Source organism: Citrobacter sp. Cu096 (assembly GCF_030332285.1).
In the GTDB taxonomy this organism is placed as follows: domain Bacteria; phylum Pseudomonadota; class Gammaproteobacteria; order Enterobacterales; family Enterobacteriaceae; genus Citrobacter; species Citrobacter meridianamericanus.
Genome location: NZ_JAOWID010000026.1, coordinates 1 through 24166 on the forward strand (window position 1 = coordinate 1; position 24166 = coordinate 24166).

At 51.3% G+C, this 24166-nt stretch carries 22 protein-coding genes and 1 pseudogene; 13 read left to right on the forward strand and 10 right to left on the reverse strand.

All coding sequences use genetic code 11. The annotated features are described in order from the left end of the window. The 5 genes and pseudogenes from OGX99_RS11265 to OGX99_RS11285 form a co-directional block, all read right to left on the reverse strand. A pseudogene (locus tag OGX99_RS11265) lies at window positions 1-315 on the reverse strand (integrase); the annotation flags it as partial. Then, entirely contained in the window at window positions 315-905 is a 591-nt protein-coding gene (locus tag OGX99_RS11270) for a putative phage tail protein (RefSeq protein ID WP_023277359.1), read from the reverse strand. The pseudogene OGX99_RS11265 and the gene OGX99_RS11270, both read right to left, overlap by 1 nt. Then, on the reverse strand, window positions 890-1966 hold the full coding sequence (locus OGX99_RS11275; RefSeq protein WP_023277360.1) for a baseplate J/gp47 family protein: 1077 nt from the start codon (window positions 1964-1966) through the stop codon (window positions 890-892). Before OGX99_RS11275 ends, OGX99_RS11270 begins: the two co-directional genes overlap by 16 nt. A 47-nt stretch (window positions 1967-2013) precedes the next feature. Continuing rightward, complete coding sequence (locus OGX99_RS11280) at window positions 2014-2616, reverse strand: DNA-binding protein (protein WP_286543572.1); 603 nt, start codon at window positions 2614-2616, stop codon at window positions 2014-2016. Next, window positions 2613-2849 carry a helix-turn-helix domain-containing protein gene (locus OGX99_RS11285; protein ID WP_023277393.1) on the reverse strand — a complete coding sequence of 79 codons (237 nt, stop codon included), beginning with the start codon at window positions 2847-2849 and terminating at the stop codon, window positions 2613-2615. The genes OGX99_RS11280 and OGX99_RS11285 overlap by 4 nt, the downstream gene beginning before the upstream one ends. Before the next feature lie 231 nt (window positions 2850-3080). Between OGX99_RS11285 and OGX99_RS11290 the strand changes: the two genes are divergently transcribed. The 4 genes from OGX99_RS11290 to OGX99_RS11305 all read left to right on the forward strand — a co-directional run bounded on the left by OGX99_RS11290 (window position 3081) and on the right by OGX99_RS11305 (window position 8740). Further along, complete coding sequence (locus OGX99_RS11290; RefSeq protein ID WP_077764452.1) at window positions 3081-3572, forward strand: DNA-binding protein; 492 nt, start codon at window positions 3081-3083, stop codon at window positions 3570-3572. Between the two features lie 315 nt (window positions 3573-3887). Next, entirely contained in the window at window positions 3888-6320 is a 2433-nt protein-coding gene (locus tag OGX99_RS11295; RefSeq protein WP_252838044.1) for a glycyl radical protein, read from the forward strand. Between the two features lie 192 nt (window positions 6321-6512). Beyond that, window positions 6513-7328: a Cof-type HAD-IIB family hydrolase gene (locus OGX99_RS11300; RefSeq protein ID WP_252838043.1), complete on the forward strand. Its 816-nt coding sequence runs from the start codon at window positions 6513-6515 to the stop codon at window positions 7326-7328. Window positions 7329-7477: 149 nt separating this feature from the next. Next, entirely contained in the window at window positions 7478-8740 is a 1263-nt protein-coding gene (locus OGX99_RS11305) for a DUF1479 domain-containing protein (protein ID WP_252838042.1), read from the forward strand. 143 nt (window positions 8741-8883) lie between these two features. Here the strand turns inward: OGX99_RS11305 and OGX99_RS11310 are convergent, their stop codons facing one another. Then, entirely contained in the window at window positions 8884-10479 is a 1596-nt protein-coding gene (locus OGX99_RS11310) for an ABC-F family ATPase (RefSeq protein ID WP_103768890.1), read from the reverse strand. Between the two features lie 232 nt (window positions 10480-10711). On the opposite strand from OGX99_RS11310, the gene ldtB reads away from it, so the two are divergent. Continuing rightward, the gene (ldtB, locus tag OGX99_RS11315) at window positions 10712-11632 is read left to right on the forward strand and encodes a L,D-transpeptidase (protein ID WP_048233825.1); all 921 of its coding nucleotides are present in this window, start codon (window positions 10712-10714) and stop codon (window positions 11630-11632) included. Window positions 11633-11693: 61 nt separating this feature from the next. On the opposite strand, the gene OGX99_RS11320 is transcribed toward ldtB, so the two are convergent. Next, complete coding sequence (locus OGX99_RS11320) at window positions 11694-12806, reverse strand: anion transporter (protein ID WP_151219616.1); 1113 nt, start codon at window positions 12804-12806, stop codon at window positions 11694-11696. Next, a complete protein-coding gene (gene mntR / locus OGX99_RS11325) occupies window positions 12803-13276 on the reverse strand; it encodes a manganese-binding transcriptional regulator MntR (protein ID WP_187252747.1) in 474 nt (157 codons plus the stop codon). The genes OGX99_RS11320 and mntR overlap by 4 nt, the downstream gene beginning before the upstream one ends. 186 nt (window positions 13277-13462) lie before the next feature. Here mntR and mntS point away from each other — a divergent pair, with 186 nt between their 5' ends. Then, window positions 13463-13591: a manganase accumulation protein MntS gene (gene mntS, locus OGX99_RS11330; protein WP_003831584.1), complete on the forward strand. Its 129-nt coding sequence runs from the start codon at window positions 13463-13465 to the stop codon at window positions 13589-13591. 276 nt (window positions 13592-13867) lie between these two features. After that, window positions 13868-15454: a phosphoethanolamine transferase gene (locus OGX99_RS11335; protein ID WP_151219614.1), complete on the forward strand. Its 1587-nt coding sequence runs from the start codon at window positions 13868-13870 to the stop codon at window positions 15452-15454. A 64-nt stretch (window positions 15455-15518) separates the two neighbouring features. On the opposite strand, the gene ompX is transcribed toward OGX99_RS11335, so the two are convergent. Next, entirely contained in the window at window positions 15519-16034 is a 516-nt protein-coding gene (gene ompX, locus OGX99_RS11340; RefSeq protein WP_003035257.1) for an outer membrane protein OmpX, read from the reverse strand. Between the two features lie 352 nt (window positions 16035-16386). Here ompX and rhtA point away from each other — a divergent pair, with 352 nt between their 5' ends. The 6 genes from rhtA to ybiO all read left to right on the forward strand — a co-directional run bounded on the left by rhtA (window position 16387) and on the right by ybiO (window position 23034). After that, a complete protein-coding gene (rhtA, locus tag OGX99_RS11345; protein ID WP_278238549.1) occupies window positions 16387-17274 on the forward strand; it encodes a threonine/homoserine exporter RhtA in 888 nt (295 codons plus the stop codon). Window positions 17275-17576: 302 nt separating this feature from the next. Continuing rightward, entirely contained in the window at window positions 17577-18080 is a 504-nt protein-coding gene (gene dps, locus OGX99_RS11350; RefSeq protein WP_151219612.1) for a DNA starvation/stationary phase protection protein Dps, read from the forward strand. Window positions 18081-18445: 365 nt separating this feature from the next. Continuing rightward, entirely contained in the window at window positions 18446-19192 is a 747-nt protein-coding gene (gene glnH / locus OGX99_RS11355) for a glutamine ABC transporter substrate-binding protein GlnH (protein ID WP_016152370.1), read from the forward strand. A 107-nt stretch (window positions 19193-19299) separates the two neighbouring features. After that, the gene (gene glnP / locus OGX99_RS11360; protein WP_043015695.1) at window positions 19300-19959 is read left to right on the forward strand and encodes a glutamine ABC transporter permease GlnP; all 660 of its coding nucleotides are present in this window, start codon (window positions 19300-19302) and stop codon (window positions 19957-19959) included. Next, complete coding sequence (gene glnQ / locus OGX99_RS11365) at window positions 19956-20678, forward strand: glutamine ABC transporter ATP-binding protein GlnQ (RefSeq protein WP_048226011.1); 723 nt, start codon at window positions 19956-19958, stop codon at window positions 20676-20678. Before glnP ends, glnQ begins: the two co-directional genes overlap by 4 nt. Before the next feature lie 118 nt (window positions 20679-20796). Next, window positions 20797-23034 carry a mechanosensitive channel protein gene (gene ybiO / locus OGX99_RS11370; protein WP_286543579.1) on the forward strand — a complete coding sequence of 746 codons (2238 nt, stop codon included), beginning with the start codon at window positions 20797-20799 and terminating at the stop codon, window positions 23032-23034. Here the strand turns inward: ybiO and rlmF are convergent. After that, a complete protein-coding gene (gene rlmF, locus OGX99_RS11375; protein WP_187252750.1) occupies window positions 23031-23957 on the reverse strand; it encodes a 23S rRNA (adenine(1618)-N(6))-methyltransferase RlmF in 927 nt (308 codons plus the stop codon). The genes ybiO and rlmF overlap by 4 nt on opposite strands. Window positions 23958-24166: the final 209 nt, after the last annotated feature.

A 24166-nucleotide genomic window follows, 5' to 3' on the forward strand; every position in this document is an offset into this window, starting at 1 on the left:
CAAACCAAGGTTTGAGAGAGCCGTCGCGATTGCCGCCGCACCATCTGCTTTAATGTCGCCAAATGGATTGGAGCGACTCAGAAACAGCTTTTTGAGAGCGGCCAGAATCTGCGTATTGTCCATCTTGTCAGGATCAAGCCCCGCAGCTCTGAGAATATTAATTAGCTCACTTTGAATGATATTAAACCAGTCAGGACCGGGGAACGTCGGGGGAACACCGTTTCCACCTTCGGTAAAAAAAAGCTCTGTCTCACTGGTGACAGGAGACGGTTGTGGCATAACCGGAACACCGGTCGAATTATCTACGTGATACATCAGTTATCTCCTGAAGAATAAAAATATTCGTATGCTGTGCCACCGAGACGGTATTTTGTCAGCACACACTCCAGTTCTCTTGCCCGTTCACTCAGAAGCGGTGTCATGACGTTATCGATACAGGTAAAACGTCCGCCGCTTATACCGATCACATCAATCTGTAACGTCCAGCGATAACGGGCTGGATAAAGGGGATACATGCAGCTACGCATGCAGTGGTGAGGCAGAAGGACAGTTACCCGGATAGTAAATCCAAGCGCGGCAGCCACCGCTTCAATCTGCCACGGGGAAAGGCCACCTTTGCGGTGATACTTCTCCACGACAGCACGACGTCGGTCTTCTACAGTACCGCTTAACTGCCCACACTCCGGCAGTTCAAGGTATTCCTCCCATTCTTCCAGTAGCATAAATGTTGTTTCTGGCCGCATCTCCGGTAGCAGGTTTTCTGCATCAAATTCCGTCTGACTTAAACGTCTGGCTAACGCCCGTAAAAAAAGGTTTAAATCACCATCCTCATCGCGTGACCACGCTTTGCCACGTGGCATGACCTGCCATAAAGCGCCCAGCCATTCATCTACACTGTGGGCCATGTCAGCACTCCGATAGTGATAAGTTCATTCTGAGCACAGGGAATGTCAGCGGTCAGATTCAGCTTGTAATCCGTCACGCCAGATGCGGTGCCGATAGCAGTACGAATCGCTGAAATGGGTAACGTTTGTCCTGGTTGTAGCGTCTTCTGAAGCGTCAACAGGCGGGACTGGACAGCTTTACGCGTGGCAGACGTATCCGGTGTTATGTCGATAACCATATTGACGGGACGGAGCACCAGTTCAACGGGCCAGACTTCTATTCCTCCAGGTTTACCAACCCATACGCCAGTCGCCGGGTCGGTATGACGGAAAAGGTAATCTTCCATATTTTTTCGGTCCTGATATCCGGGGGTAATCACTGAACGATCGTCATAAACCCATGCCAGTCCGATTGTGCAGGGGCCATGCCAGGCATCAAATGCCCACGCCCGACTGACACCAGCCATTTCTCGTGCCCAGATGACATAGTCATGCACAGCCCCACCAACAGGGGGATTGCGTTTACGGAATAAAAGCCGGTCAAGCAATTCAGGAACTGGCTCAATATCCGCACCACCGATGATGCCCCCCGTACCCGTTAAACCAATACTTTCCACGCCGGGAACGGGGGACAGTAAGGTCAGGCTTTCACCTTCCGGAAGGTTTCCTGACGCGCCGGCATCGCTGGCCTGAATGGTTACAGTCATGACCCCATCTACAGGAACGCCGGAAGTCGTCACGGCATAAACAATACCGGTAGCGGTTTGCATCTCCATATCTTCCGGCAGCGGTGTATTCCCTTTAAATACCGCCGGCCCCGTAGCAAACGTGGCCTGTTTTCTGATGACGCCTTCGCTGGCCGCAGTCTCAATGATGGTTTCATCATCAGATTTAACAGACGGAATAATCTGGTCTTTAATCCAGCTCTGATGGTCGTATAAATCACGAACCTGATTACTGAATGAGGTATTAAGCGCTTTCTCAACGCCCACTGGCGGAAGTCTTTGCAGCCCCAGTTCAAAGGCAATATCTTTTTCGCCGTCAGTAATAAGTTTGCGCAGTGCGGGAACGTTATAAGGCATTAGCGGTGGACTCCCAGCGTTTACTTATTTCAATCCGGAGCGTTGTTTTATCCGGGCGGGTAATCGCCCAGGAAGAATTGCCAGGCATCATCAGAAATTTCAGCCGAACGTCCCGTAACGCGTTTTTCACGAACCCGGCGATCGAGCAGTACCGGTCCCCAGAGATCAGGGCTGAAGTCCTTCACTTTGTAGTACAGATTGCGCAGCGTTCCTTCACTGATTTGAAGTTGCTTGGCAGCAAGGGTAATAGCTTTGCGGTTGCCAACACCTGATGCCATCAGCTCAGCCACCAGCGCGGCAGCTTTCGTGCGACGCTCTGCATGCAGTCGCTGTTCGCCTGTTGCTTTCTCCCAGGCTGACCAGAGACGCTGACGATCAAGGTCGTCAGCAGCCACACGTTCAGGCTCTTGCGGCAAAGTAATGAGTCCGGATGAGGTTTCAATCAAACCACGAGTTGCCAGCAATTCAGCCCGAACTTCTGGTGGCAATACTGATATGTGGTATTCAAATGCTTTGGTGCCGGCACGTTTGCGGCGTAGCTCACTGCGACCGCAAACCAGATCCTCAAGTTTTTTCCGTGCATTAGACTCAGCCTGTGGGAAACCACAGACGCCAACGCATTCTTTCACTGATACCCAAAACTCCATCATGCAACCTCTTTAACAGTCAGATTCTGATAACGCGAAGGCCATATCTCTGATGGCTCCATGTTGAGAAAGTCAGCGATAATTTTCTCCCCTTTGGGCCAGTGGTGACGGAATACGTTACGTAATGTTGATTCCGCTAGCCCATGACAACGGGATAACTGACTGGTCGTCATTCCGCGTTTTCTAATCGCTGCTTTGATGTCTTCAGGGTGCCAGTCTTGGCTTTTGGTCATCATTCTGCGATCCTTAAATATTTACTCGTTGCGGTGAACTAAACTGCTCACCTTTACGTGTAAAAATATAGCACACAAAAAATCGAATTCAATCTTTTTGTCAGTCTTTTGTCGGTTTAATCAAATCTAAATAAATCGAATTTAAGTCTTTGATTTTTGTGAAAGCATGTTTTTACACCATAAAAAATCGAATCGAATTTTTTGTGAGCCAGAAAAAATCGGAAACAGGAGGTAATGATGAATGAGCAAACTTGGTTTACGGCTCAAGAGTGTGCGGGGATGCCCGGATTCCCAAGTGGAGTATCCAATGTACGTAAGCAGTTAGAAAAACTCGCAGAAGGGTTGGACGGAGTGCGGCGGAAACGAGGAGGGACTAAAGCCACGGAATACCATATATCGATATTGCCTGCACGGACCCAAAATTATCTTGGGTATAGCAACAAAGGACAGCCATCTATGGGAGTTGAGGATTTCAAGACAAAAAGTGGCTTAGCAAATGATGAGAAGCAAGCACTCTGGATGATGATTTATCAGGGGATGACTGAAGCCCAACGTGAAGCTGTCATGGAGATATTTATCACTGGTGGCTTAAAGATGCTTATGCCTGCGGTGCTTGAGTTATCTGATTCAAATCCGGTCCGACAGAAAGAGATTTTCGGACAATGTGATTCCATTGAAAAGGATAGCCCAGCGTCGAACGTAAGCACGCAAAACAAGGCTGGCTGATTACAGAAATGTCCAATTGGCTGGCTTTGTTTTGAACCTCCATGTGATAACGTTTTAAGCCGAATTTAAATCCCATTAAACAGTCGGCAGTACGATCTAACTATATATGACACCTTTTTAACTTTGTTGTCGAACGATCTAAAATTGTCATATTGGGTGGTTTTCTACCAGTTGACTAGCTTTACCTATCGTTAAGCCTTGCCACTCAAGGTTTCCTCCCGTTTGTTTCCTCGAACTCCCGGTTGTTTCCGGTTACTCCGTTTGATCCATACATCACTGTCACTAGTCAACCGCGACCCTACGAGGATAATCGCCATGACCACTCTGAAACTGGACACACTTAGCGACCGTATCAAAGCGCATAAAACGGCCCTGATCCACATTGTGAAACCACCGGTTTGTACCGAGCGCGCCCAGCACTATACCGAGATGTATCAGCAGCATCTGGATAAACCCATCCCGGTTCGCCGCGCGCTGGCACTGGCTCATCACCTGGCGGAACGCACTATCTGGATCAAGCATGACGAGCTAATCATCGGTAACCAGGCAAGCGAAGTACGCGCCGCGCCAATCTTCCCGGAATACACCGTCTCCTGGATTGAAAAAGAGATCGACGATCTTGCCGACAGGCCTGGCGCAGGTTTCGCGGTAAGTGAAGAGAACAAGCGCGTATTGCACGAAGTGTGTCCGTGGTGGCGCGGTCAGACCGTACAGGATCGCTGCTACGGCATGTTTACTGACGAACAAAAAGGGCTGCTGGAAACAGGCATTATCAAAGCTGAAGGTAATATGACCTCCGGTGACGCGCACCTGGCGGTGAACTTCCCGCTATTGCTGGAAAAAGGTCTCGACGGCCTGCGCCATAAAGTCGATGAACGTCGTTCCCGCATCAATCTGACTTGTCTGCAAGACCTCCATGGCGATCAGTTCCTGAAAGCGATTGATATTGTGCTGGAAGCCGTCAGTCTGCACATTGAGCGCTTTGCCGCACTGGCACGTAAAATGGCGTCCACAGAAACGCGCACCAGCCGCCGTGATGAATTGCTGACCATGGCGGAAAACTGCGATGTCATCGCCCATGAACCGCCAAAAACGTTCTGGCAGGCGCTACAGTTGTGCTACTTCATCCAGTTAATCCTGCAAATTGAATCGAACGGTCACTCGGTATCATTTGGTCGTATGGATCAGTACCTCTATCCGTTCTATCGTCGTGACGTAGAACTGAACCAGAGTCTCGATCGTGAGCACGCCATTGAGCTGTTGCACAGCTGCTGGCTGAAGCTGCTGGAAGTGAACAAAATCCGCTCCGGCTCCCACTCGAAAGCCTCGGCGGGCAGCCCGCTGTATCAGAACGTGACCATTGGTGGCCAGAACCTGGTCAACGGTCAGGCGATGGATGCCGTCAACCCGCTCTCCTACGCCATTCTGGAGTCCTGTGGCAGACTGCGTTCCACTCAGCCGAATCTCAGCGTGCGTTATCATGCGGGGATGAGTAACGACTTCCTGGATGCCTGCGTACAGGTGATCCGTTGCGGCTTCGGGATGCCAGCCTTTAACAACGACGAAATCGTCATTCCGGAATTCATTAAGCTGGGCATTGAACCGCAGGACGCCTATGACTACGCGGCTATTGGTTGCATCGAAACCGCCGTTGGCGGCAAATGGGGCTACCGCTGCACCGGCATGAGTTTTATAAACTTTGCCCGCGTAATGCTGGCGGCGCTGGAAGGCGGACGCGATGCCACCAGCGGCAAAGTATTCCTGCCGCAAGAGAAAGCGCTCTCAGCTGGCAACTTTAATAATTTCGATGAAGTGATGGACGCCTGGGATACGCAGATCCGCTATTACACGCGCAAATCCATCGAAATAGAGTATGTCGTCGACACCATGCTGGAAGAAAACGTACACGATATTCTGTGCTCCGCGCTGGTAGATGACTGTATTGAACGTGCGAAAAGTATTAAGCAAGGTGGCGCGAAGTATGACTGGGTATCCGGCCTGCAGGTGGGTATCGCCAACCTCGGCAACAGCCTGGCTGCAGTGAAAAAACTGGTCTTCGAGCAGGGGACTATCGGCCAACAACAGCTGGCCGCCGCGCTGGCCGATGATTTCGATGGTCTGACCCACGAGCAGTTGCGCCAACGCCTGATAAACGGTGCGCCAAAGTACGGCAACGATGACGATAGCGTTGATGCGCTGCTGGCCCGCGCTTATCAGACTTACATTGACGAACTGAAGCTGTATCACAACCCGCGTTACGGCCGTGGTCCGGTTGGCGGCAACTACTACGCCGGGACCTCGTCTATCTCTGCAAACGTACCGTTCGGCGCGGCAACCATGGCAACGCCGGATGGCCGTAAAGCGCACACCCCGCTGGCAGAAGGCGCAAGCCCGGCATCCGGTACGGACCATCTCGGTCCAACGGCGGTAATTGGCTCGGTGGGTAAACTGCCTACTGGTTCAATCCTCGGTGGCGTGCTGTTAAATCAGAAGCTGAACCCGGCCACGCTGGAAAATGAGTCTGATAAACAGAAGCTGATGATTTTGCTGCGTACCTTCTTTGAAGAGCACAAAGGTTGGCATATTCAGTACAACATCGTTTCTCGTGAAACGCTGCTTGAAGCCAAAAAACACCCGGATCAGTACCGTGATCTGGTGGTGCGTGTAGCGGGTTATTCCGCCTTCTTCACCGCGCTGTCTCCGGATGCGCAGGACGATATCATCGCCCGTACTGAACATATGTTATAAGCAAGGTCAGTGAGCCGGATTAGGTACTCGTACCGACATCCGGTTCTCATCCCTCACCACTGCCGGATGGCGCAGTTGCTTATCCGGCCCACTCAATCGCCCCTCTCCCTCTTTCATTCGAAATTAAATTTGTGCTTTAGCTCACATTGTTATTAAAATGTTTCAGGTCGCAGTTATGAGCCAGGAGCAAGTATGACCATCAAAGTTATCGTCACAGACATGGACGGCACTTTTCTCGACGACGCCAAGCATTACGATCGCGTACGCTTTATGGCGCAGTATCAGGAACTGAAGAAACGAGATATTGAATTTGTCGTGGCCAGCGGCAACCAGTATTACCAGCTAATATCCTTCTTCCCGGAGCTCAAAGATGAGATCTCTTTTGTCGCCGAGAACGGGGCACTGGTGTTTGAACACGGCAAACAGCTGTTTCACGGTGAGCTTACCCGCCACGAATCACGCATTGTCATTGGCGAACTGCTCAAAGATAAGCAGCTCAACTTTGTGGCCTGTGGACTGCAAAGCGCCTACGTGAGCGAAAATGCCCCAGAGTCCTTTGTCGCGTTGATGGCAAAACACTACCATCGCCTGAAACCCGTAAAGGATTATCAGGACATCAACGATGTGCTGTTCAAGTTCTCGCTGAATTTACCAGACCAACAGATCCCATTAGTTATCGATCACCTTCACTCTGCCCTCGACGGCATCATGAAGCCTGTCACCAGCGGCTTTGGGTTTATCGACCTGATCATTCCCGGCTTACATAAAGCTAACGGAATCAGCCGTTTGTTAAAACGCTGGAACCTGTCACCGCAAAACGTAGTCGCCATTGGCGATAGCGGTAACGACGCGGAAATGTTGAAGATGGCGCACTACTCTTTCGCCATGGCCAATGCGGCAGAGAGCATCAAATCGATTGCCCGCTATCAGACCGATGACAATAACCATCAAGGCGCGCTGAACGTGATTCAGGCGGTGCTGGACAACACCTCCCCTTTTAACAGCTGATCCCATAACCGGGGCGCTCGCCCCGGCTTTCACTCTATTCTCACTTTGCGCACACCAGCATATTTTTAAACTTGCATTAACTAATTTTTAACTTATATTATCACTTGCAATCAAATTTAGTTTCGAATGAAAGTTAATGCGAGGTGGTTATGGCTTTTACTTTTACCAGCGACACGTTGCCTGCCGATCACAAAGCGGCAATCCGTCAGATGAAACAGCAACTGCGGGCACAGCTTGGGGATGTTCAGTTGATCTTCAACCAGCTGAGCGATGCCATTGCCACCCGCGTGGCGGAAATCAACGCCCTCAAAGCGCAAGGCTCCCCGGTATGGCCTGTGTTGTCCTATGCGGATATCAAAGCGGGTCGCGTGAGTGCAGAGCAGCGTGAAGAAATTAAGCGTCGCGGATGCGCGGTTATTAAGGGGCATTTCCCCCGCGAACAGGCGCTGGCATGGGATCAGTCGATGCTCGATTACCTGGATCGCAACCATTTTGATGAGGTCTACAAAGGCCCCGGTGATAACTTTTTTGGCACCCTCAGCGCATCCCGCCCGGAGATCTACCCCATCTACTGGTCCCAGGCACAGATGCAGGCCCGCCAGAGCGAAGAAATGGCCAATGCACATTTATTCCTTAATCGCCTGTGGACGTTTACAAGCGAAGGGAAACAATGGTTTAACCCGGATGTCAGCGTTATCTACCCTGACCGCATACGTCGTCGTCCGCCGGGAACAACGTCCAAAGGGTTGGGCGCGCATACGGATTCCGGCGCGCTGGAACGTTGGCTTCTGCCGGCATATCAGCAGGTTTTTGCGAATGTTTTCAATGGTAAACTGGAAGAGTACGATCCGTGGCAGGCTGCGCATCGCACCGAAGTAGAAGAGTACACCGTGGATAACACCACCAAATGTTCAGTATTCCGTACCTTCCAGGGCTGGACTGCGTTGTCCGATATGCTGCCAGGTCAGGGATTGTTGCACGTGGTTCCGATTCCTGAAGCGATGGCGTATGTGCTGTTACGCCCATTGCTTGACGATGTGCCGGAAGATGAGCTTTGCGGCGTAGCGCCCGGCAGAGTCCTGCCGATTTCCGCGCAATGGCATCCGCTGCTGATTGAAGCGCTAACCAGCATTCCACAACTGGAAGCCGGAGATTCCGTCTGGTGGCATTGTGATGTTATTCACTCCGTCGCGCCGGTAGAAAATCAACAAGGTTGGGGCAACGTGATGTACATCCCTGCCGCACCGATGTGCGAAAAGAATCTGGCCTACGCTCACAAAGTAAAAGCCGCGCTGGAAAAAGGCGCATCGCCGGGTGATTTCCCTCGAGAGGATTATGAAACTCACTGGGAAGGACGCTTCACACTGGAGGATTTGAATATCCACGGTAAACGCGCGCTGGGGATTATTTAATATGTAGCTTACACAATTTTCCCTAAGTATTTCGCGTTACAGGAAGGCGGTCAGCCTGTAAATCCCCGGGAGCTTACATAAGTAAGTGACCGGGGTGAACAGGTGCAGCCAACACACCTGTAACACGAAAGACGACGGGTAAATTAACCGTCAATACCTTTACTACGCAGGTAATCTTCGTAGTTGCCGGTGAAGTCGATCACACGTTCCGGCGTAATCTCAATCACGCGGGTCGCCAGGGAACTGACGAACTCACGGTCGTGAGAAACGAAGATCAACGTGCCCTGATACATTTCCAGCGCCATGTTCAGCGACTCGATAGATTCCATATCCAGGTGGTTGGTCGGTTCATCCATCACCAGGATATTCGGTTTCTGCATCATCAGCTTACCGAACAGCATGCGTCCTTTTTCACCACCGGAGAGCACTTTTGCAGGTTTCTTGATATCGTCCTGGCTGAACAGCAGACGACCAAGGAAGCTGCGCACAACCTGCTCATCATCGCCTTCTTGTTTCCACTGGCTCATCCATTCGAAAACGGTCAGATCGTTTTCAAACTCGTATTCATGATCCTGCGCGTAGTAACCAACCTGGGCGTTCTCAGACCACTTCACGGTACCGTTGTCTGGCTGCAAATCGCCAACCAACGTTTTCAGCATGGTGGATTTACCCACGCCGTTGGCACCAATGATGGCAACCTTCTCTCCCACTTCCAGCAGCAGGTTAAAGTTTTTAAACAGCGGGCCTTCATCAAAACCTTTCGCCAGCGCTTCCACTTCCAGCGCGTTACGGAACAGTTTCTTATCCTGTTCGAAGCGGATGAACGGGTTCTGACGGCTGGACGCTTTCACTTCGTCAAGCTTAATCTTATCAATCTGGCGCGCACGAGAGGTTGCCTGACGAGATTTAGACGCGTTGGCGCTAAAGCGGCTGACGAAGGATTGCAGATCGGCAATCTGTGCTTTCTTCTTGGCGTTATCGGCCAGCAGACGTTCACGCGCCTGAGTTGCCGCTGTCATGTATTCGTCGTAGTTACCCGGATAAACACGCAGTTCGCCGTAGTCCAGATCCGCCATGTGCGTACAGACCATGTTCAGGAAGTGACGGTCGTGCGAAATGATGATCATGGTGCTGTCACGCTCGTTGAGTGTCTGCTCCAGCCAGCGAATGGTGTCGATATCCAGGTTGTTCGTTGGTTCGTCGAGCAGCAGAATGTCCGGGTTAGAGAACAGCGCCTGTGCCAGAAGCACACGCAGTTTCCAGCCGGGCGCGACTTCGCTCATCGGGCCATAATGCTGCTCTACCGGAATACCGACGCCCAGCAGCAGTTCACCCGCACGCGCTTCCGCAGAATAGCCGTCCATTTCGCCATACTGAACTTCGAGGTCAGCAACTTTATAGCCGTCTTCTTCGCTCATCTCGGCCAGCGCATAAATGCGATCGCGCTCCTGCTTCACTTCCCACAGTTCACCGTGACCCATGATGACAGTGTCAAGCACGGTGAATTCTTCAAAGGCGAACTGATCCTGACGCAGCTTACCGATGCGCTCATTCGGATCGAGGGAAACGTTGCCCAGCGTCGGTTCGAGGTCGCCGCCGAGAATTTTCATAAAAGTGGATTTACCGCTACCGTTCGCGCCAATCAGGCCGTAACGGTTGCCGCCGCCAAATTTGACGGAAATATTTTCAAACAGCGGCTTACTGCCGAACTGCATGGTGACGTTGCTGGAAACTAACACTGGCGTATCCTGAAAGAGAAAGAAATATGTGACAAACCGCGTATTATGCCATAAGTCTGCGATAAGATCGCGCCTTGATGCTGAAGGGGTAAAGTGAAAGCGTGAGGAAAAAAATGTGATTTAGTACACATCCGAATTCCTTGTTGCTCAGATTGCACATATAATGCGTGCCCAACACTACATAAATCTCAACCCACTAGCCTGCCTGGCACTGAATCTCGCATACATGAACATGAATATGAAATTAACAACGCTTTTCGCGGCGGCACTCGCAATAGTTGGTTTTTGTAACACCGCCTCTGCCGTCACGTACCCGCTGCCTACCGATGGCAGCCGTTTGATTGGCCAAAACCAGGTCATCACGATTCCTGAAGGCAACACCCAACCGCTGGAATATTTTGCGGCAGAGTATCAGATGGGTCTGTCTAACATGCTGGAAGCTAACCCGGGCGTGGATACCTTCCTGCCGAAAGGCGGTACCGTGCTGAACATCCCTCAGCAGTTGATCCTGCCGGATACCGTGCATGAAGGTATTGTGATTAACAGCGCTGAAATGCGTCTGTACTACTACCCGAAAGGCACTAACACCGTCATTGTTCTGCCGATCGGTATCGGTCAGTTGGGCAAAGACACGCCAATCAACTGGACCACCAAAGTAGAACGTAAAAAAGCGGGTCCAACCTGGACGCCTACGGCGAAAATGCATGCGGAATACCGCGCAGCGGGCGAACCGCTGCCAGCCGTTGTTCCGGCAGGTCCGGATAACCCGATGGGGCTGTACGCGCTGTATATCGGTCGCCTGTACGCTATCCACGGCACCAATGCTAACTTCGGCGTCGGCTTACGCGTCAGCCATGGTTGCGTGCGTCTGCGTAACGACGACATCAAGTTCCTGTTTGAAAATGTGCCGGTCGGCACCCGCGTACAGTTTATCGATGAGCCGGTAAAAGCCACTACCGAACCAGACGGCAGCCGTTACATTGAGGTACACAACCCACTGTCTACCACTGAAGCACAGTTCGAAGGCGGGGAAATCGTACCAATTACGCTGAATAAGAGCATTACCAGCATCACCGGTCAGCCTGACGTCGATCAGGCCGTCGTTGAGCAGGCGGTACAGAACCGTTCTGGTATGCCGGTTCGTCTGAACTAAGCACATACCTGATACGAAAAAGGCGGATGAATCATCCGCCTTTTTTATTGTCTCTGCGCCGCTATGACAGCATCAGCAACAAACCATACCCCACCAGCGCCGCCCATATCAGCATCGGCATCGAATACCAATGAAAACGCCACCAGATCCGGCGGTCGTTTGCCATGCGCAAAGCAATAAGATTCGCCAGCGATCCCGGCAACAGCCCAAAGCCGCCCACATTGACCGCCCAGGCCAGCAATAGCGTCGGCGGGACGTAGTTCAGCAGCAAAATTGTACTAGGAACATTACTGATAAACTGCGACAGGCCAATGGCCGTCAACCACAGCCCCGGCGCTGAAAGCGTGCCAATCTGGTGGGTGATCCCCTGCAAGGCCGGGAGTTGCGTCAGCAAGTGCACATCAATAAACATCGCCATAAACACTAACAGCAACGTCCAGTCAACGCTGAGGATCACGCGGCGAGCCAGCACCATGAACCCTGCAGCGACGATTGCCAGCCCCCACAGCTCTTGTTTTAACTCCAACGCCGCCAGGAAGACGATATACAATGCCAGACAGCTCCACACCAGACGCGGTTGCCAGTCAGGCGCGGACGTACCGGTGTGATAATGCAATGCTTTATTCGGGAAACTGAACCAGCACAGCACCACCAGCGTCAGCATCATGGCCCCCGCAAGCGGCGCCATTTGCCAGGTAAATGCGGCAAATGACAAGCCAGAGCGCCCCCACATCAGAATGTTTTGCGGGTTACCTATTGGCGTGAGCAACGATCCGGCGTTAACCGCCAGCGCCTCAAAGATAATCAGGCGATTCACCGGAATAGCGCATAATTTTTTCAGGGTGATCGTCAGCGGAACAACAATAAACAACGCCACATCATTGGTCAGAAACGTCGACAGCAGCGCCGCCGCCAGCACCATAAATATTCCCACCTGGCGTTCTGTGTTGAAGCGGCGGGTCATTTTGCGCCCTAACACATCAAAATAGCCGCTGAGCTCGACCCCTTTGGTCAGTAACATCAGGCCGCTAAGCGTAATAATCGTGTGCCAGTCAATGGCACCTGGCCACAGCCGGGGCGCAAATGGCGTGAACAGGCTCAGTGCAACCCCGACGATGATTAACAGCTGGAAAAAGCGATCGCGCTGCAAGGCGCGTAGTAAAGGGAAACTCATTCAGAGCCTGTTCCTTGCTGTTGCGTAAACCGGCTAAAAGCCTCCAGCGTTTCCTTACTGACGTGATGCTCCATTCCTTCCGCGTCACGACGGGCAATTTCCGGGCTGATGCCTAAAATCAACAGGAAATTCTCTACGATCTGATGACGCTCCCGACTCTCCTGAGCCAGCCGTTCTCCTTCTGCGGTTAAAAACACGCCCCGCCAGGGGATCATTTCAATCAACCCGACGGAAGCCAGGCGCTTAAGCATTTTAGCAACCGTCGGCTGGGAAACCCCAAGCCGCGCGGCCATATCAACCTGGCGCGCCTCCCCCACCTCAATAATGAGATCGGAAATCAGCTCTACGTAGTCATCAATCAGCTCGCGGCGATGCGCCTCCCGAACCTGACGAAACCCTTCAACGTGTTCTTCGACATTCACCAATTGCGTCACTTTTTTTGTTGTTGGCGTACCTGCGCGACGACTCATTCTGCTTCCTCGTTACTGTGACGCGTTAACGGCATCTGATTAGAGAAGGCTCATTGTAAACCAGAGTTGCGTGGGCACAAAAAATTAACGTTTTAGCAATAGCTATATAATATAGCCTGTGCTATATCTGTATATAATAAAGACATCCCTCACGGACTGATGGGATCGTGAAGTCAGGAGGTTTATATGAATGAATTTAAGAGGTGTATACGCGTGTTTAGCCACTCTCCCTTTAAAGTACGGTTAATGCTGATCTCTATGCTGTGCGACATGATTAACAGCAAACCAGAGCAGGATAAACCTTCAGAAAAATAATGCGGCGTTGCGGTACGCCGCTTCTTTTTCCTGCGGTCACCCGAATACAGCGATCGTTTTTGTGCCAATAACCCTTCTTTTTGTCAGTTTTGCCACGTCCCTCGCAAAACAATTTCTTTGTAGTAGTTGACCTTCTCTTGCACACACTCTATCTTTTCGCAGCCCTGCGTATATTGCGGCTCGCGGATGCGGACCCTATCCCTCTTCTCGCTCTCTCAGGCAGGCAATGACCCTTAGCGCCAGGGTAAGCACATGGCGTTTTTGTAACAGTGGCATATGAATTTAACCCTCAAAGATTCAATCATTGCTCGCAGCCGGGCGATTAGTCCGTGGACTGGCCTCTATTTCTTACAGTCTCTGCTGATCAATCTTGCGCTGGGCTATCCGCTTAGCCTGCTCTATAGCGTTGCTTTCACCTGTATATTAATGCTGATGTGGCGCAGTGCGCCGCGCGCGCAGAAAGCGCTGATTGGCATTTGCTCGCTGATTGCGGCAATGTATTTTCCGTTCGGCCAGGCATACGGTTCGCCGAACTTCAACACGCTACTGGCCCTACACTCTACCAATATGGAAGAGTCCACCGAAATTCTGACCATCTTCCCGTGGTACAGCTATCTGGTTGGCATGTTTATTTTCGCCCTTGGTGTTATCGCCGTACGTCGTAAAAAAGATGAACAAAAGCGCGGCTGGAATAAGTTCGACAGCGTTTGTTTGTTATTCAGCATTGTCGCGTTCTTTGTTAACCCGGTGCAAAACCTGGCCTGGGGTGGCGTGTTCAAGCTGAAAGATACCGGCTATCCGGTTTTCCGATTTGCCAAGGACGTGATCGTCAATAACAACGAAGTGCTCGACGAGCAGGAGCGTATGGCGAAGCTGTCGAGCGTCAAAGACAGCTGGACGGTAACCGCCGTGAAGCCGAAGTATCACACCTACGTGGTGGTGATCGGCGAAAGCGCCCGCCGCGATGCGTTAGGCGCGTTTGGCGGCCACTGGGATAACACCCCGTTTGCCAGCTCGGTTAACGGCTATATCTTCGCGGATTACATTGCCGCCAGTGGTTCTACGCAAAAATCACTCGGCTTAACCCTGAATCGGGTAGTTGATAATAAGCCCCAGTTCCAGGACAACTTTGTTACTCTGGCCAACCGCGCAGGATTCCAGACGTGGTGGTTTTCCAATCAGGGACAGATTGGTGAATACGATACGGCTATTGCCAGTATTGCGAAGCGAGCAGATGAAGTTCAGTTCCTCAAAAACGGTGATTTCGAAGCAGACAAAAACACCCGCGACGAAGCGCTGTTGAAGATGACCGCCCAGGTGCTGGCAACCGAGCGCACGCAGCCGCAGCTGATCGTACTGCATTTAATGGGCTCGCATCCGCAGGCCTGCGACCGTACGCAAGGAAAATACGAAACTTTTGTCCAGTCAAAAGAGACCTCCTGTTACCTGTACACCATGACGCAGACGGATGACCTGCTGCGCCAGCTTTACGAACAGTTACGTAACAGCGGCAATAGCTTCTCGATGGTCTATTTCTCCGATCATGGCCTCGCCTTTAAAGAGCGTGGAAAAGAGGTGCAGTACCTGGCGCATGACGATCAGTTCCAGCAGAATTTCCAGGTGCCTTTCATGGTGCTGTCGAGCGATGATAAAGCGCATCGGGTGATTAAAGCCCGTCGCTCAGCGAATGATTTCTTGAGCTTTTTCTCGCAGTGGACGGGGATCAGCGCAAAAGAAATTACCAACAGCTACCGCTTTATCTCAGAGAAAAAGGCCGGTCCGGTGTATATCACCAACTTTAAGCTGCAGAAGGTGGATTACAACCACCTTGGTACCGACATCTTCGAGACCAAATCTCGCTAACAGCTCAAATTGCAGGCAAAAAAAATCCGCCCCGAGAGGCGGATTTTTTATATCACCGAAGTGATTAGAAGCGGTAACCCACGCCAGCGATCCAGGTGCCAACGTCAACGCTACGAATACGGCTCTGCTCGTAGGAGAAGTCCAGAGCAACGTTTTCGATCGGGTTGAACTGCAGACCAGCACCGTAGGAGAAACCGTAGTCACTGGTGGTGTGGTTGTCAGCCGGGGATGCTGCGTTCTGGAATTTACCGTAACCAACACCCACTACGCCGTAAATGCTCGCCCAGTCGTTCAGACGGTAAGCCGGGCCAGCAGTGATGCCGTAGTACTGGGTTTTGTTGTAGTCGCCAGAAGCATCGGTACGATCTTTTTCAGTGTAAGTGAAGGAACCGATAACACCCAGCGGGTTGTTGTCCTGCTCGTAACGATACTTCAGGTTAAAACCGTTCATTTTGTTCGCTGCGCCCTGAGCATCGCTCTGAGCGTAACCACCGGTAACGGTAGAAGTAGCAGCTACAGCAGTACCTGCGGAGAAAGCCAGAACAGCGGCCAGTGCTGAAAGACATGCAATTTTTTTCATAACCACCTCAAATGTGCTTCAAGTAAATCTTAAGTTTTAAATATACCAAAAATTAATGGGAAACTCTTTGCGATTAGCGATGTCTAACGGGGTCTTTCATGTAACAGAACATTTCAGAAACCCGCTATCTCTTTCAATTAACATCACTTTTCTAACGTAAACTGCCATTATTGCGCGCACAATATGGCACATTCATCCAGATTATTCCTAATCACACAGATTATTAATCCATCAATTTCATCCCATTGTACGGAACTGAGCAATTTTTTTTCAACGAATACTCAACCACATGAGTGTATTTCCATTACACTCGCTGTTTTACTTCTATTGACATATTTAGACAGGAGAAAGGATGCCGGGGTCGTTACGTAAAGCGCCAGTCTGGTTGCCTATTTTGGTTTTGCTGATTGCTATGTCCTCCATTCAAAGTGGAGCATCTCTGGCAAAATCGCTGTTCCCTCTCGTTGGCGCACCGGGGGTGACTGCACTGCGCCTTGCACTGGGCACCCTCATCCTTATCGCCTTCTTTAAACCCTGGCGTTTACGATTCGCCAAAGAGCAGCGTCTTCCTCTATTGTTTTACGGCCTGTCGCTGGGCGGGATGAACTACCTCTTCTACCTGTCAATTCAGACCGTACCGCTGGGAATTGCCGTGGCGCTGGAGTTCACCGGCCCGCTCGCGGTAGCGCTATTTTCATCCCGACGTCCGGTGGATTTCATTTGGGTTGCACTGGCTGTACTCGGACTGTGGTTCCTGCTGCCATTAGGTCAGGACGTTTCTCACGTCGATTTAACCGGTGCTGCGCTGGCGCTGGGGGCTGGTGCCTGCTGGGCAATCTATATTCTTACCGGGCAACGTGCCGGCGCGGAACACGGCCCAGCTACCGTTGCGGTAGGGTCATTAATTGCGGCGTTGATTTTTGTCCCTATCGGTGTGCTCCAGGCCGGCGATGCCCTGTGGCACTGGTCCATTCTGCCATTAGGCCTGGCCGTTGCGGTCCTCTCTACTGCGCTTCCCTATTCGCTGGAGATGATTGCGCTGACGCGACTGCCAACGCGTACTTTTGGGACGTTGATGAGCATGGAACCGGCGCTGGCGGCGATTTCCGGAATGATCTTCCTCGGTGAAACGCTGACACTAATTCAGACGCTTGCACTGGGCGCCATTATTGTCGCATCGATGGGTTCTACGCTCACTATTCGCAAAGAACCACAAATAAAACAAGTTGACGTAAATTAACCCCTTAATATTCTGCATGGTTTGCATAATCATGCAGAATATCCAATTGTAAATTTGCGTAATAATTATTCTAATAAATAGATTTTTCTCATTCGCATATTTGATTCATTTTTTACATTAACATAAAAATAACATCACCCCATCCAAAACCACCATAAGATACTGATTTTATCAACTATTTTATATTCATCGTCTCTTCACTATTAAAGTAATAGGTAACACCGGGAAGATAAATCCAAATTTAGCGCTATACTTATTTTCGTTGAAGAGTTGGGACATAAACATCAAGAGGATATGAAAATATGAGTACCGCAAAATTGGTAAAAACAAAAGCATCTGCCCTCCTTTATACCCGCAACGATGTGACAGACAGCGAAAAGAAAGCGACTGTTGAGCTGCTGAATCAGCAAGTGATCCAATTCATCGACCTGTCGTTGATCACCAAACAGGCCCACTGGAATATGCGCGGCGCGAACTTCATTGCCGTACATGAAATGCTGGATGGTTTCCGTACTGCCCTGACCGATCACCTCGACACGATGGCTGAACGAGCCGTACAGCTAGGTGGTGTGGCATTGGGTACAACTCAGGTTATTAACAGCAAAACGCCTCTGAAAAGCTATCCACTGGATATCCATAGCGTACAGGATCACCTGAAAGAACTGGCTGACCGCTATGCCGTCGTCGCTAACAGCGTCCGTAAAGCCATTGGCGAAGCAAAAGACGAAGATACCGCAGATATCTTCACCGCCGCTTCACGCGACCTCGACAAATTCCTGTGGTTTATCGAAGCCAACATTGAATAACAACAGACATAAGAATTACCTATATAACCCTCGCCCCGGCGGGGGTTTTGCACATCTATGGTGCACAGCATTGATCATTCACCCCTTCAAAGTAAATTATTTGTAATAATCACTTCACACAATCGTTAACGAAAGATTGTTTTATCAACATTTTTTACGCTAAATAGTGATACCGTTTGCACCGTGCCAGGTACGCACCAAATGAGTGCCCCAAAACAGTGCAGATCGCCTTCTTTGCCCTATTCATTGTGCAGAAAAACAAGACACCCTCTTGTTAAAACAATGAGTTGCAAAATTGGCACGATTATTTCATTAAGCCATATGTTCTCGCAGGGGATCGCCCCGTGGATATAAAAGGAAATCCTATGAAGTCTGTATTAAAAGTTTCACTGGCTGCACTTACCCTGGCTTTTGCGGTGTCCTCCCATGCCGCAGATAAGAAACTGGTTGTCGCAACCGACACTGCGTTTGTACCGTTTGAATTCAAGCAGGGTGACAAATACGTTGGTTTTGATGTGGATCTGTGGGCTGCCGTGGCCAAAGAACTGAAGCTGGATTATGAACTGAAACCAATGGATTTCAGTGGCATCATCCCGGCTCTGCAAACCAAAAATATCGACCTGGCACTGGCGGGTATCACCATCACTGATGAGCGTAAAAAAGCGATCGACTTCTCTGACGGCTACTATAAAAGCGGTCTGTTGGTGATGGTCAAAGCAAATAATAACGACGTGAAAAGCGTGAAAGATCTCGATGGTAAAGTTGTCGCAGTGAAGAGCGGCACCGGTTCCGTTGATTACGCGAAAGCTAACATCAAAACTAAAGACCTGCGTCAGTTCCCGAACATCGATAACGCGTATATGGAACTGGGCACCAACCGCGCAGACGCCGTGCTGCACGACACGCCAAACATTCTTTACTTCATTAAAACCGCGGGTAACGGCCAGTTCAAAGCCGTAGGTGAGTCCCTTGAAGCTCAGCAGTACGGTATCGCCTTCCCGAAAGGTAGCGATGAACTGCGCGAGAAAGTGAACGGCGCGCTGAAAACGCTGAAAGAAAACGGCACGTACAACGAAATCTACAAAAAATGGTTCGGTACTGAGCCTAAATAACAAGAACGTTCTGTAACGCCCGGTAGCGCCAGCGCCGCCGGGTCTGCAATTTTGAGTCATCATGTTATGGCTCATTGTTTTTCTCACCACGGTAACAGGAACGACATATGCAGTTTGACTGGAGTGCCATCTGGCCCGCCATCCCGCTTTTGATTGAAGGCGCCAAAATGACCCTGTGGATCTCGGTCCTCGGTCTGGCTGGCGGTCTGGTAATCGGACTTGCAGCAGGGTTTGCGCGCACCTTCGGCGGTTGGATAGCCAACCACGTAGCGCTGGTGTTTATCGAAGTTATTCGCGGTACGCCAATCGTTGTGCAGGTGATGTTTATTTACTTCGCCCTGCCAATGGCATTTAACGATTTACGCATTGACCCCTTTAGCGCCGCCGTTGTCACCATCATGATCAACTCCGGGGCCTATATTGCGGAAATCACCCGCGGCGCGGTGCTCTCAATCCATAAAGGCTTCAGCGAGGCAGGGTTGGCGCTTGGGCTTTCACGCACAGAGACCATCCGCCACGTAATTTTACCTCTCGCACTGCGTCGTATGCTGCCGCCGCTGGGCAACCAGTGGATCATCAGCATTAAAGATACCTCGCTGTTTATTGTCATTGGCGTCGCCGAACTGACCCGTCAGGGCCAGGAAATCATTGCCGGTAACTTCCGCGCACTGGAAATCTGGAGCGCCGTTGCGGTGTTCTATCTGATCATTACGCTGGTGCTGAGCTTCATTCTGCGTCGTCTGGAAAGAAGGATGAAAATCCTGTGATTGAATTTAAAAACGTTTCTAAGCACTTTGGTCCAACCCAGGTGCTGCACAATATTGATCTGAACATTGAACAGGGTGAAGTGGTGGTCATTATCGGACCCTCCGGATCCGGTAAATCTACCCTGCTGCGCTGCATTAACAAACTGGAAGAGATAACCTCTGGCGATCTGATCGTCGACGGTCTGAAAGTGAACGATCCGAAGGTAGACGAGCGGTTAATCCGCCAGGAAGCCGGGATGGTGTTTCAACAGTTCTATCTGTTCCCGCATCTGACGGCGCTGGAAAACGTCATGTTCGGGCCGCAGCGCGTACGCGGGGCGAATAAAGAACAGGCCGAGAAACTGGCGAAAGAACTGCTGGCGAAAGTGGGACTGGCCGAGCGCGCCCACCACTACCCTTCTGAGCTGTCCGGCGGTCAACAACAGCGTGTGGCTATCGCCCGTGCGCTGGCGGTGAAGCCAAAAATGATGTTGTTTGATGAGCCAACCTCAGCGCTGGATCCGGAACTGCGCCACGAAGTTCTGAAAGTAATGCAGGATCTCGCGGAAGAAGGGATGACCATGGTGATTGTGACCCACGAAATCGGTTTTGCCGAAAAAGTGGCTTCACGCCTGATTTTCATTGATAAGGGCCGTATTGCCGAGGACGGTAATCCGCAGGCCCTGATTGAAAATCCGCCCAGCCAACGCTTACAGGAATTCTTGCAGCACGTTTCCTGATAGCTCTGCCTCCCTTCATCCGAAGGGAGGTTTTTCACCAGAATCCTCTCATTTCAATTCTCTCCCGCCCTGACATCTATACTTATCCTTTTGAATTTATTTTCTCATGGGAGGAGTCATGCGCGGGATCCTGTTCATCATTGTTTGTCTGTTGAGTCTTCCGACCCAGGCGGTGACGATTCCTGGCGTTACCACGCCAACGTCAACCAACGCGCAAACCACACCGGCGAAAGAGCCGGATATTGAACAGAAAAAAGCGGCTTACGGCGCACTGGCCGATGTGCTGGAAAATGACGCCTCGCGTCAGGAGCTGATCGGCCAGTTACGCAAAGTGGCCACTGCCCCTCCTGCCCAGCCGGTGCCGACCATTGTCCCGCCCACGCTAACGGAGGAAAAAACGGTACTGGAAAACGTCACGGATGTCACCCGCCACTACGGTGAAGCCCTCTCCAGCCGCTTTGCCCAGCTTTATCGCAATATTACCGATGCCCCGCACAAAACCTTTAACTCGCAAACGTTCACCAATGCCCTGACGCATTTTTTAATGCTGGCGGTGTCGGTGTTCGGTTTTTTCTGGTTGGTTCGTCTGTGCGCGCTGCCGCTGTATCGCAAAATGGGACAATGGGCACGGCGCAAAAACCGCGAGCGCAGCAACTGGCTCCAGCTTCCGGCGATGATCGTTGGCGCATTCGTTATCGATTTACTTCTGCTGGCGCTGACATTGTTTGTCGGGCAGATACTGAGCGACAAAATGAACGCCGGCAGTCGCACGATCGCTTTTCAGCAAAGTTTGTTTCTCAATGCTTTCGCCCTGATTGAGTTCTTCAAGGCCATTTTGCGCCTGATATTTTGCCCTACGGTGGCCGAGCTGCGCCCGTTTAACATTCAGGATGCTGGCGCGCGCTACTGGAATCGCCGATTGAGTTCATTGAGCAGCCTGATTGGCTACGGGCTTATTGTTGCCGTACCCATTATCTCGAATCAGGTCAACGTGCAGGTCGGCGCGATGGCAAACGTCATCATCATGTTGTGTATCACACTATGGGCGCTGTACCTGATTTTCAGAAACAAGAAAGAAATTACTCAGCATTTGTTGAATCTGGCGGAAAGATCCCTCGCTTTTTTCAGTCTGTTTATTCGCGCTTTTGCGTTGGTATGGCATTGGCTGGCCAGCGCCTACTTCATTGTGCTGTTTTTCTTCTCGCTGTTTGATCCAGGCAACAGCCTGAAATTCATGATGGGTGCCACGCTGCGCAGCCTGGTGATCGTCGGGATCGCCGCGTTTGTTTCCGGTATGCTTTCCCGCTGGATAGCCAAAACCATTACTCTTTCACCACATACCCAGCGCAGCTATCCGGAACTCCAAAAGCGGCTGAATGGTTGGTTGTCGACGGCGTTAAGCGTCGCCAGGATCCTGACGGTGTGTGTCGCGGTCATGCTGCTACTGAATGCCTGGGGACTGTTCGACTTCTGGAACTGGCTGCATTACGGCGCAGGAGAAAAAACGGTGGATATCCTGATCCGTATCGCGCTGATTTTATTCTTCTCCGCCATCGGTTGGACGATTCTCGCCAGCCTGATTGAAAATCGTCTGGCTTCCGATATTCACGGCCGCCCGCTACCCAGCGCGCGTACCCGCACCCTGTTGACGTTGTTTCGCAACGCGCTGGCGGTGATCATCAGCACGATCACCATCATGATTGTGCTGTCAGAAATTGGCGTCAATATCGCCCCCTTACTGGCTGGGGCCGGGGCGTTGGGGTTGGCGATCTCTTTTGGTTCGCAAACGCTGGTAAAAGATATTATTACCGGGATCTTTATTCAGTTCGAAAATGGCATGAACACCGGCGACCTGGTTACCATCGGTCCTCTCACCGGTACGGTAGAACGGATGTCTATCCGCTCTGTGGGCGTGCGTCAGGACACCGGGGCGTACCATATCATTCCCTGGTCATCGATAACGACCTTCGCCAACTTTGTGCGTGGAATAGGATCGGTCGTCGCCAATTACGATGTAGACCGCCATGAGGATGCGGATAAAGCGAATCAGGCGTTGAAAGACGCGGTTGCTGCGGTGATGGAAAAAGAAGACATCCGTGGGCTTATTATCGGCGAGCCGTCGTTTGCGGGGATTGTAGGGTTAACCAATACGGCCTTCACGCTGCGGGTTTCGTTTACCACCTTGCCGCTGAAGCAGTGGACGGTACGTTTTGCGCTCGACAGCCAGGTGAAGAAATACTTCGATCTGGCGAACATACGCGCGCCGGTACAGACATATCAGGTCTTGCCTGCACCGGTGCATGGCCCAACGCCTGCGGCAAGCGAACCGCTGCCGCCAGCCGAGCCAACGCTTTAACGTTGACGCGCCATAAAACGGCGACGCTGATCGTTATCCATAAAGGTCCAGGCAATAAAGCGGCTCTGCTTTTGCCCCTGGGCCATCTCTTTCTTGACCACTTTCACCGCGCCCGCGTCCGTCAACGCGTGATACAGCGGAGGCAAATTCTCGCCGCGCGAAACCAGCGTGGTGAACCACATCACCTGGCGACCAAAGGCCTGGCTTTCAGCGATCATTTTTTTAATGAACGCCACTTCACCGCCTTCACACCACAGCTCCTGCTGCTGTCCGCCAAAGTTCAGCGCATCATCTTTATCTTGCCCCAGATTACGACGTTTACGCTCGCTTCCTGCGCGGGCTGAGGCCGCAGAATCATGGAATGGCGGGTTACACAATGTGGCTTCATACTGCTCATTTTTGTGAATGATACCGTTGAAGATTGCCGTAGCATCTTTCTGGCGACGCAGACGAATAGCACGGGTTAACCCCGGATTGCCGTTTACGATCGCCTGAGCGCTGTTAAACGCTTCGCTACTGGTCTCACTGCCCGTGAATCGCCAGCCGTATTCGTGCACGCCGATCAACGGATAAATACAGTTTGCCCCTACGCCGATGTCCAGGATGCTCGCATTTGCCGGAATGGTGCCGTTGGTTTCCCCCAATAGGTCGGCCAGGTGGTGAATGTAATCAGCGCGGCCAGGAACAGGAGGACACAAAAAACCGTCTGGAATATCCCAGTTTTTCACCGCATAAAAATGCGCCAACAGTGACTTATTGAGCGCCTTGACGGCTTGCGGATTGGCGAAATCAACACTCTGCTCACCGCCTGGCGTGAGGGTGAGAAATTGCGTCAGCTCTGGGGTAACCTGGCATAAAGTCGCAAGATCATAACGGCCATTGTGGCGATTGCGTGGGTGTAATCCCGGTTTCTGGGGGGGCATAGCATTCTCCTTTTAACAGCGGCGTAAGATACCCGCATAACGTCACGGGGTAAACACGCACTTCGTGGAAATTTGATTTTTTTATGCCTGCTTCATACCGATTTCTTTGTTCAAAAAACAGACGGTTCATCATCGATTTTTTGCGGTAAATGTCATCTGCTGGCGACCTAAACTTATCAGGCACACCTGTTGTTTTTCAGAGGATATCA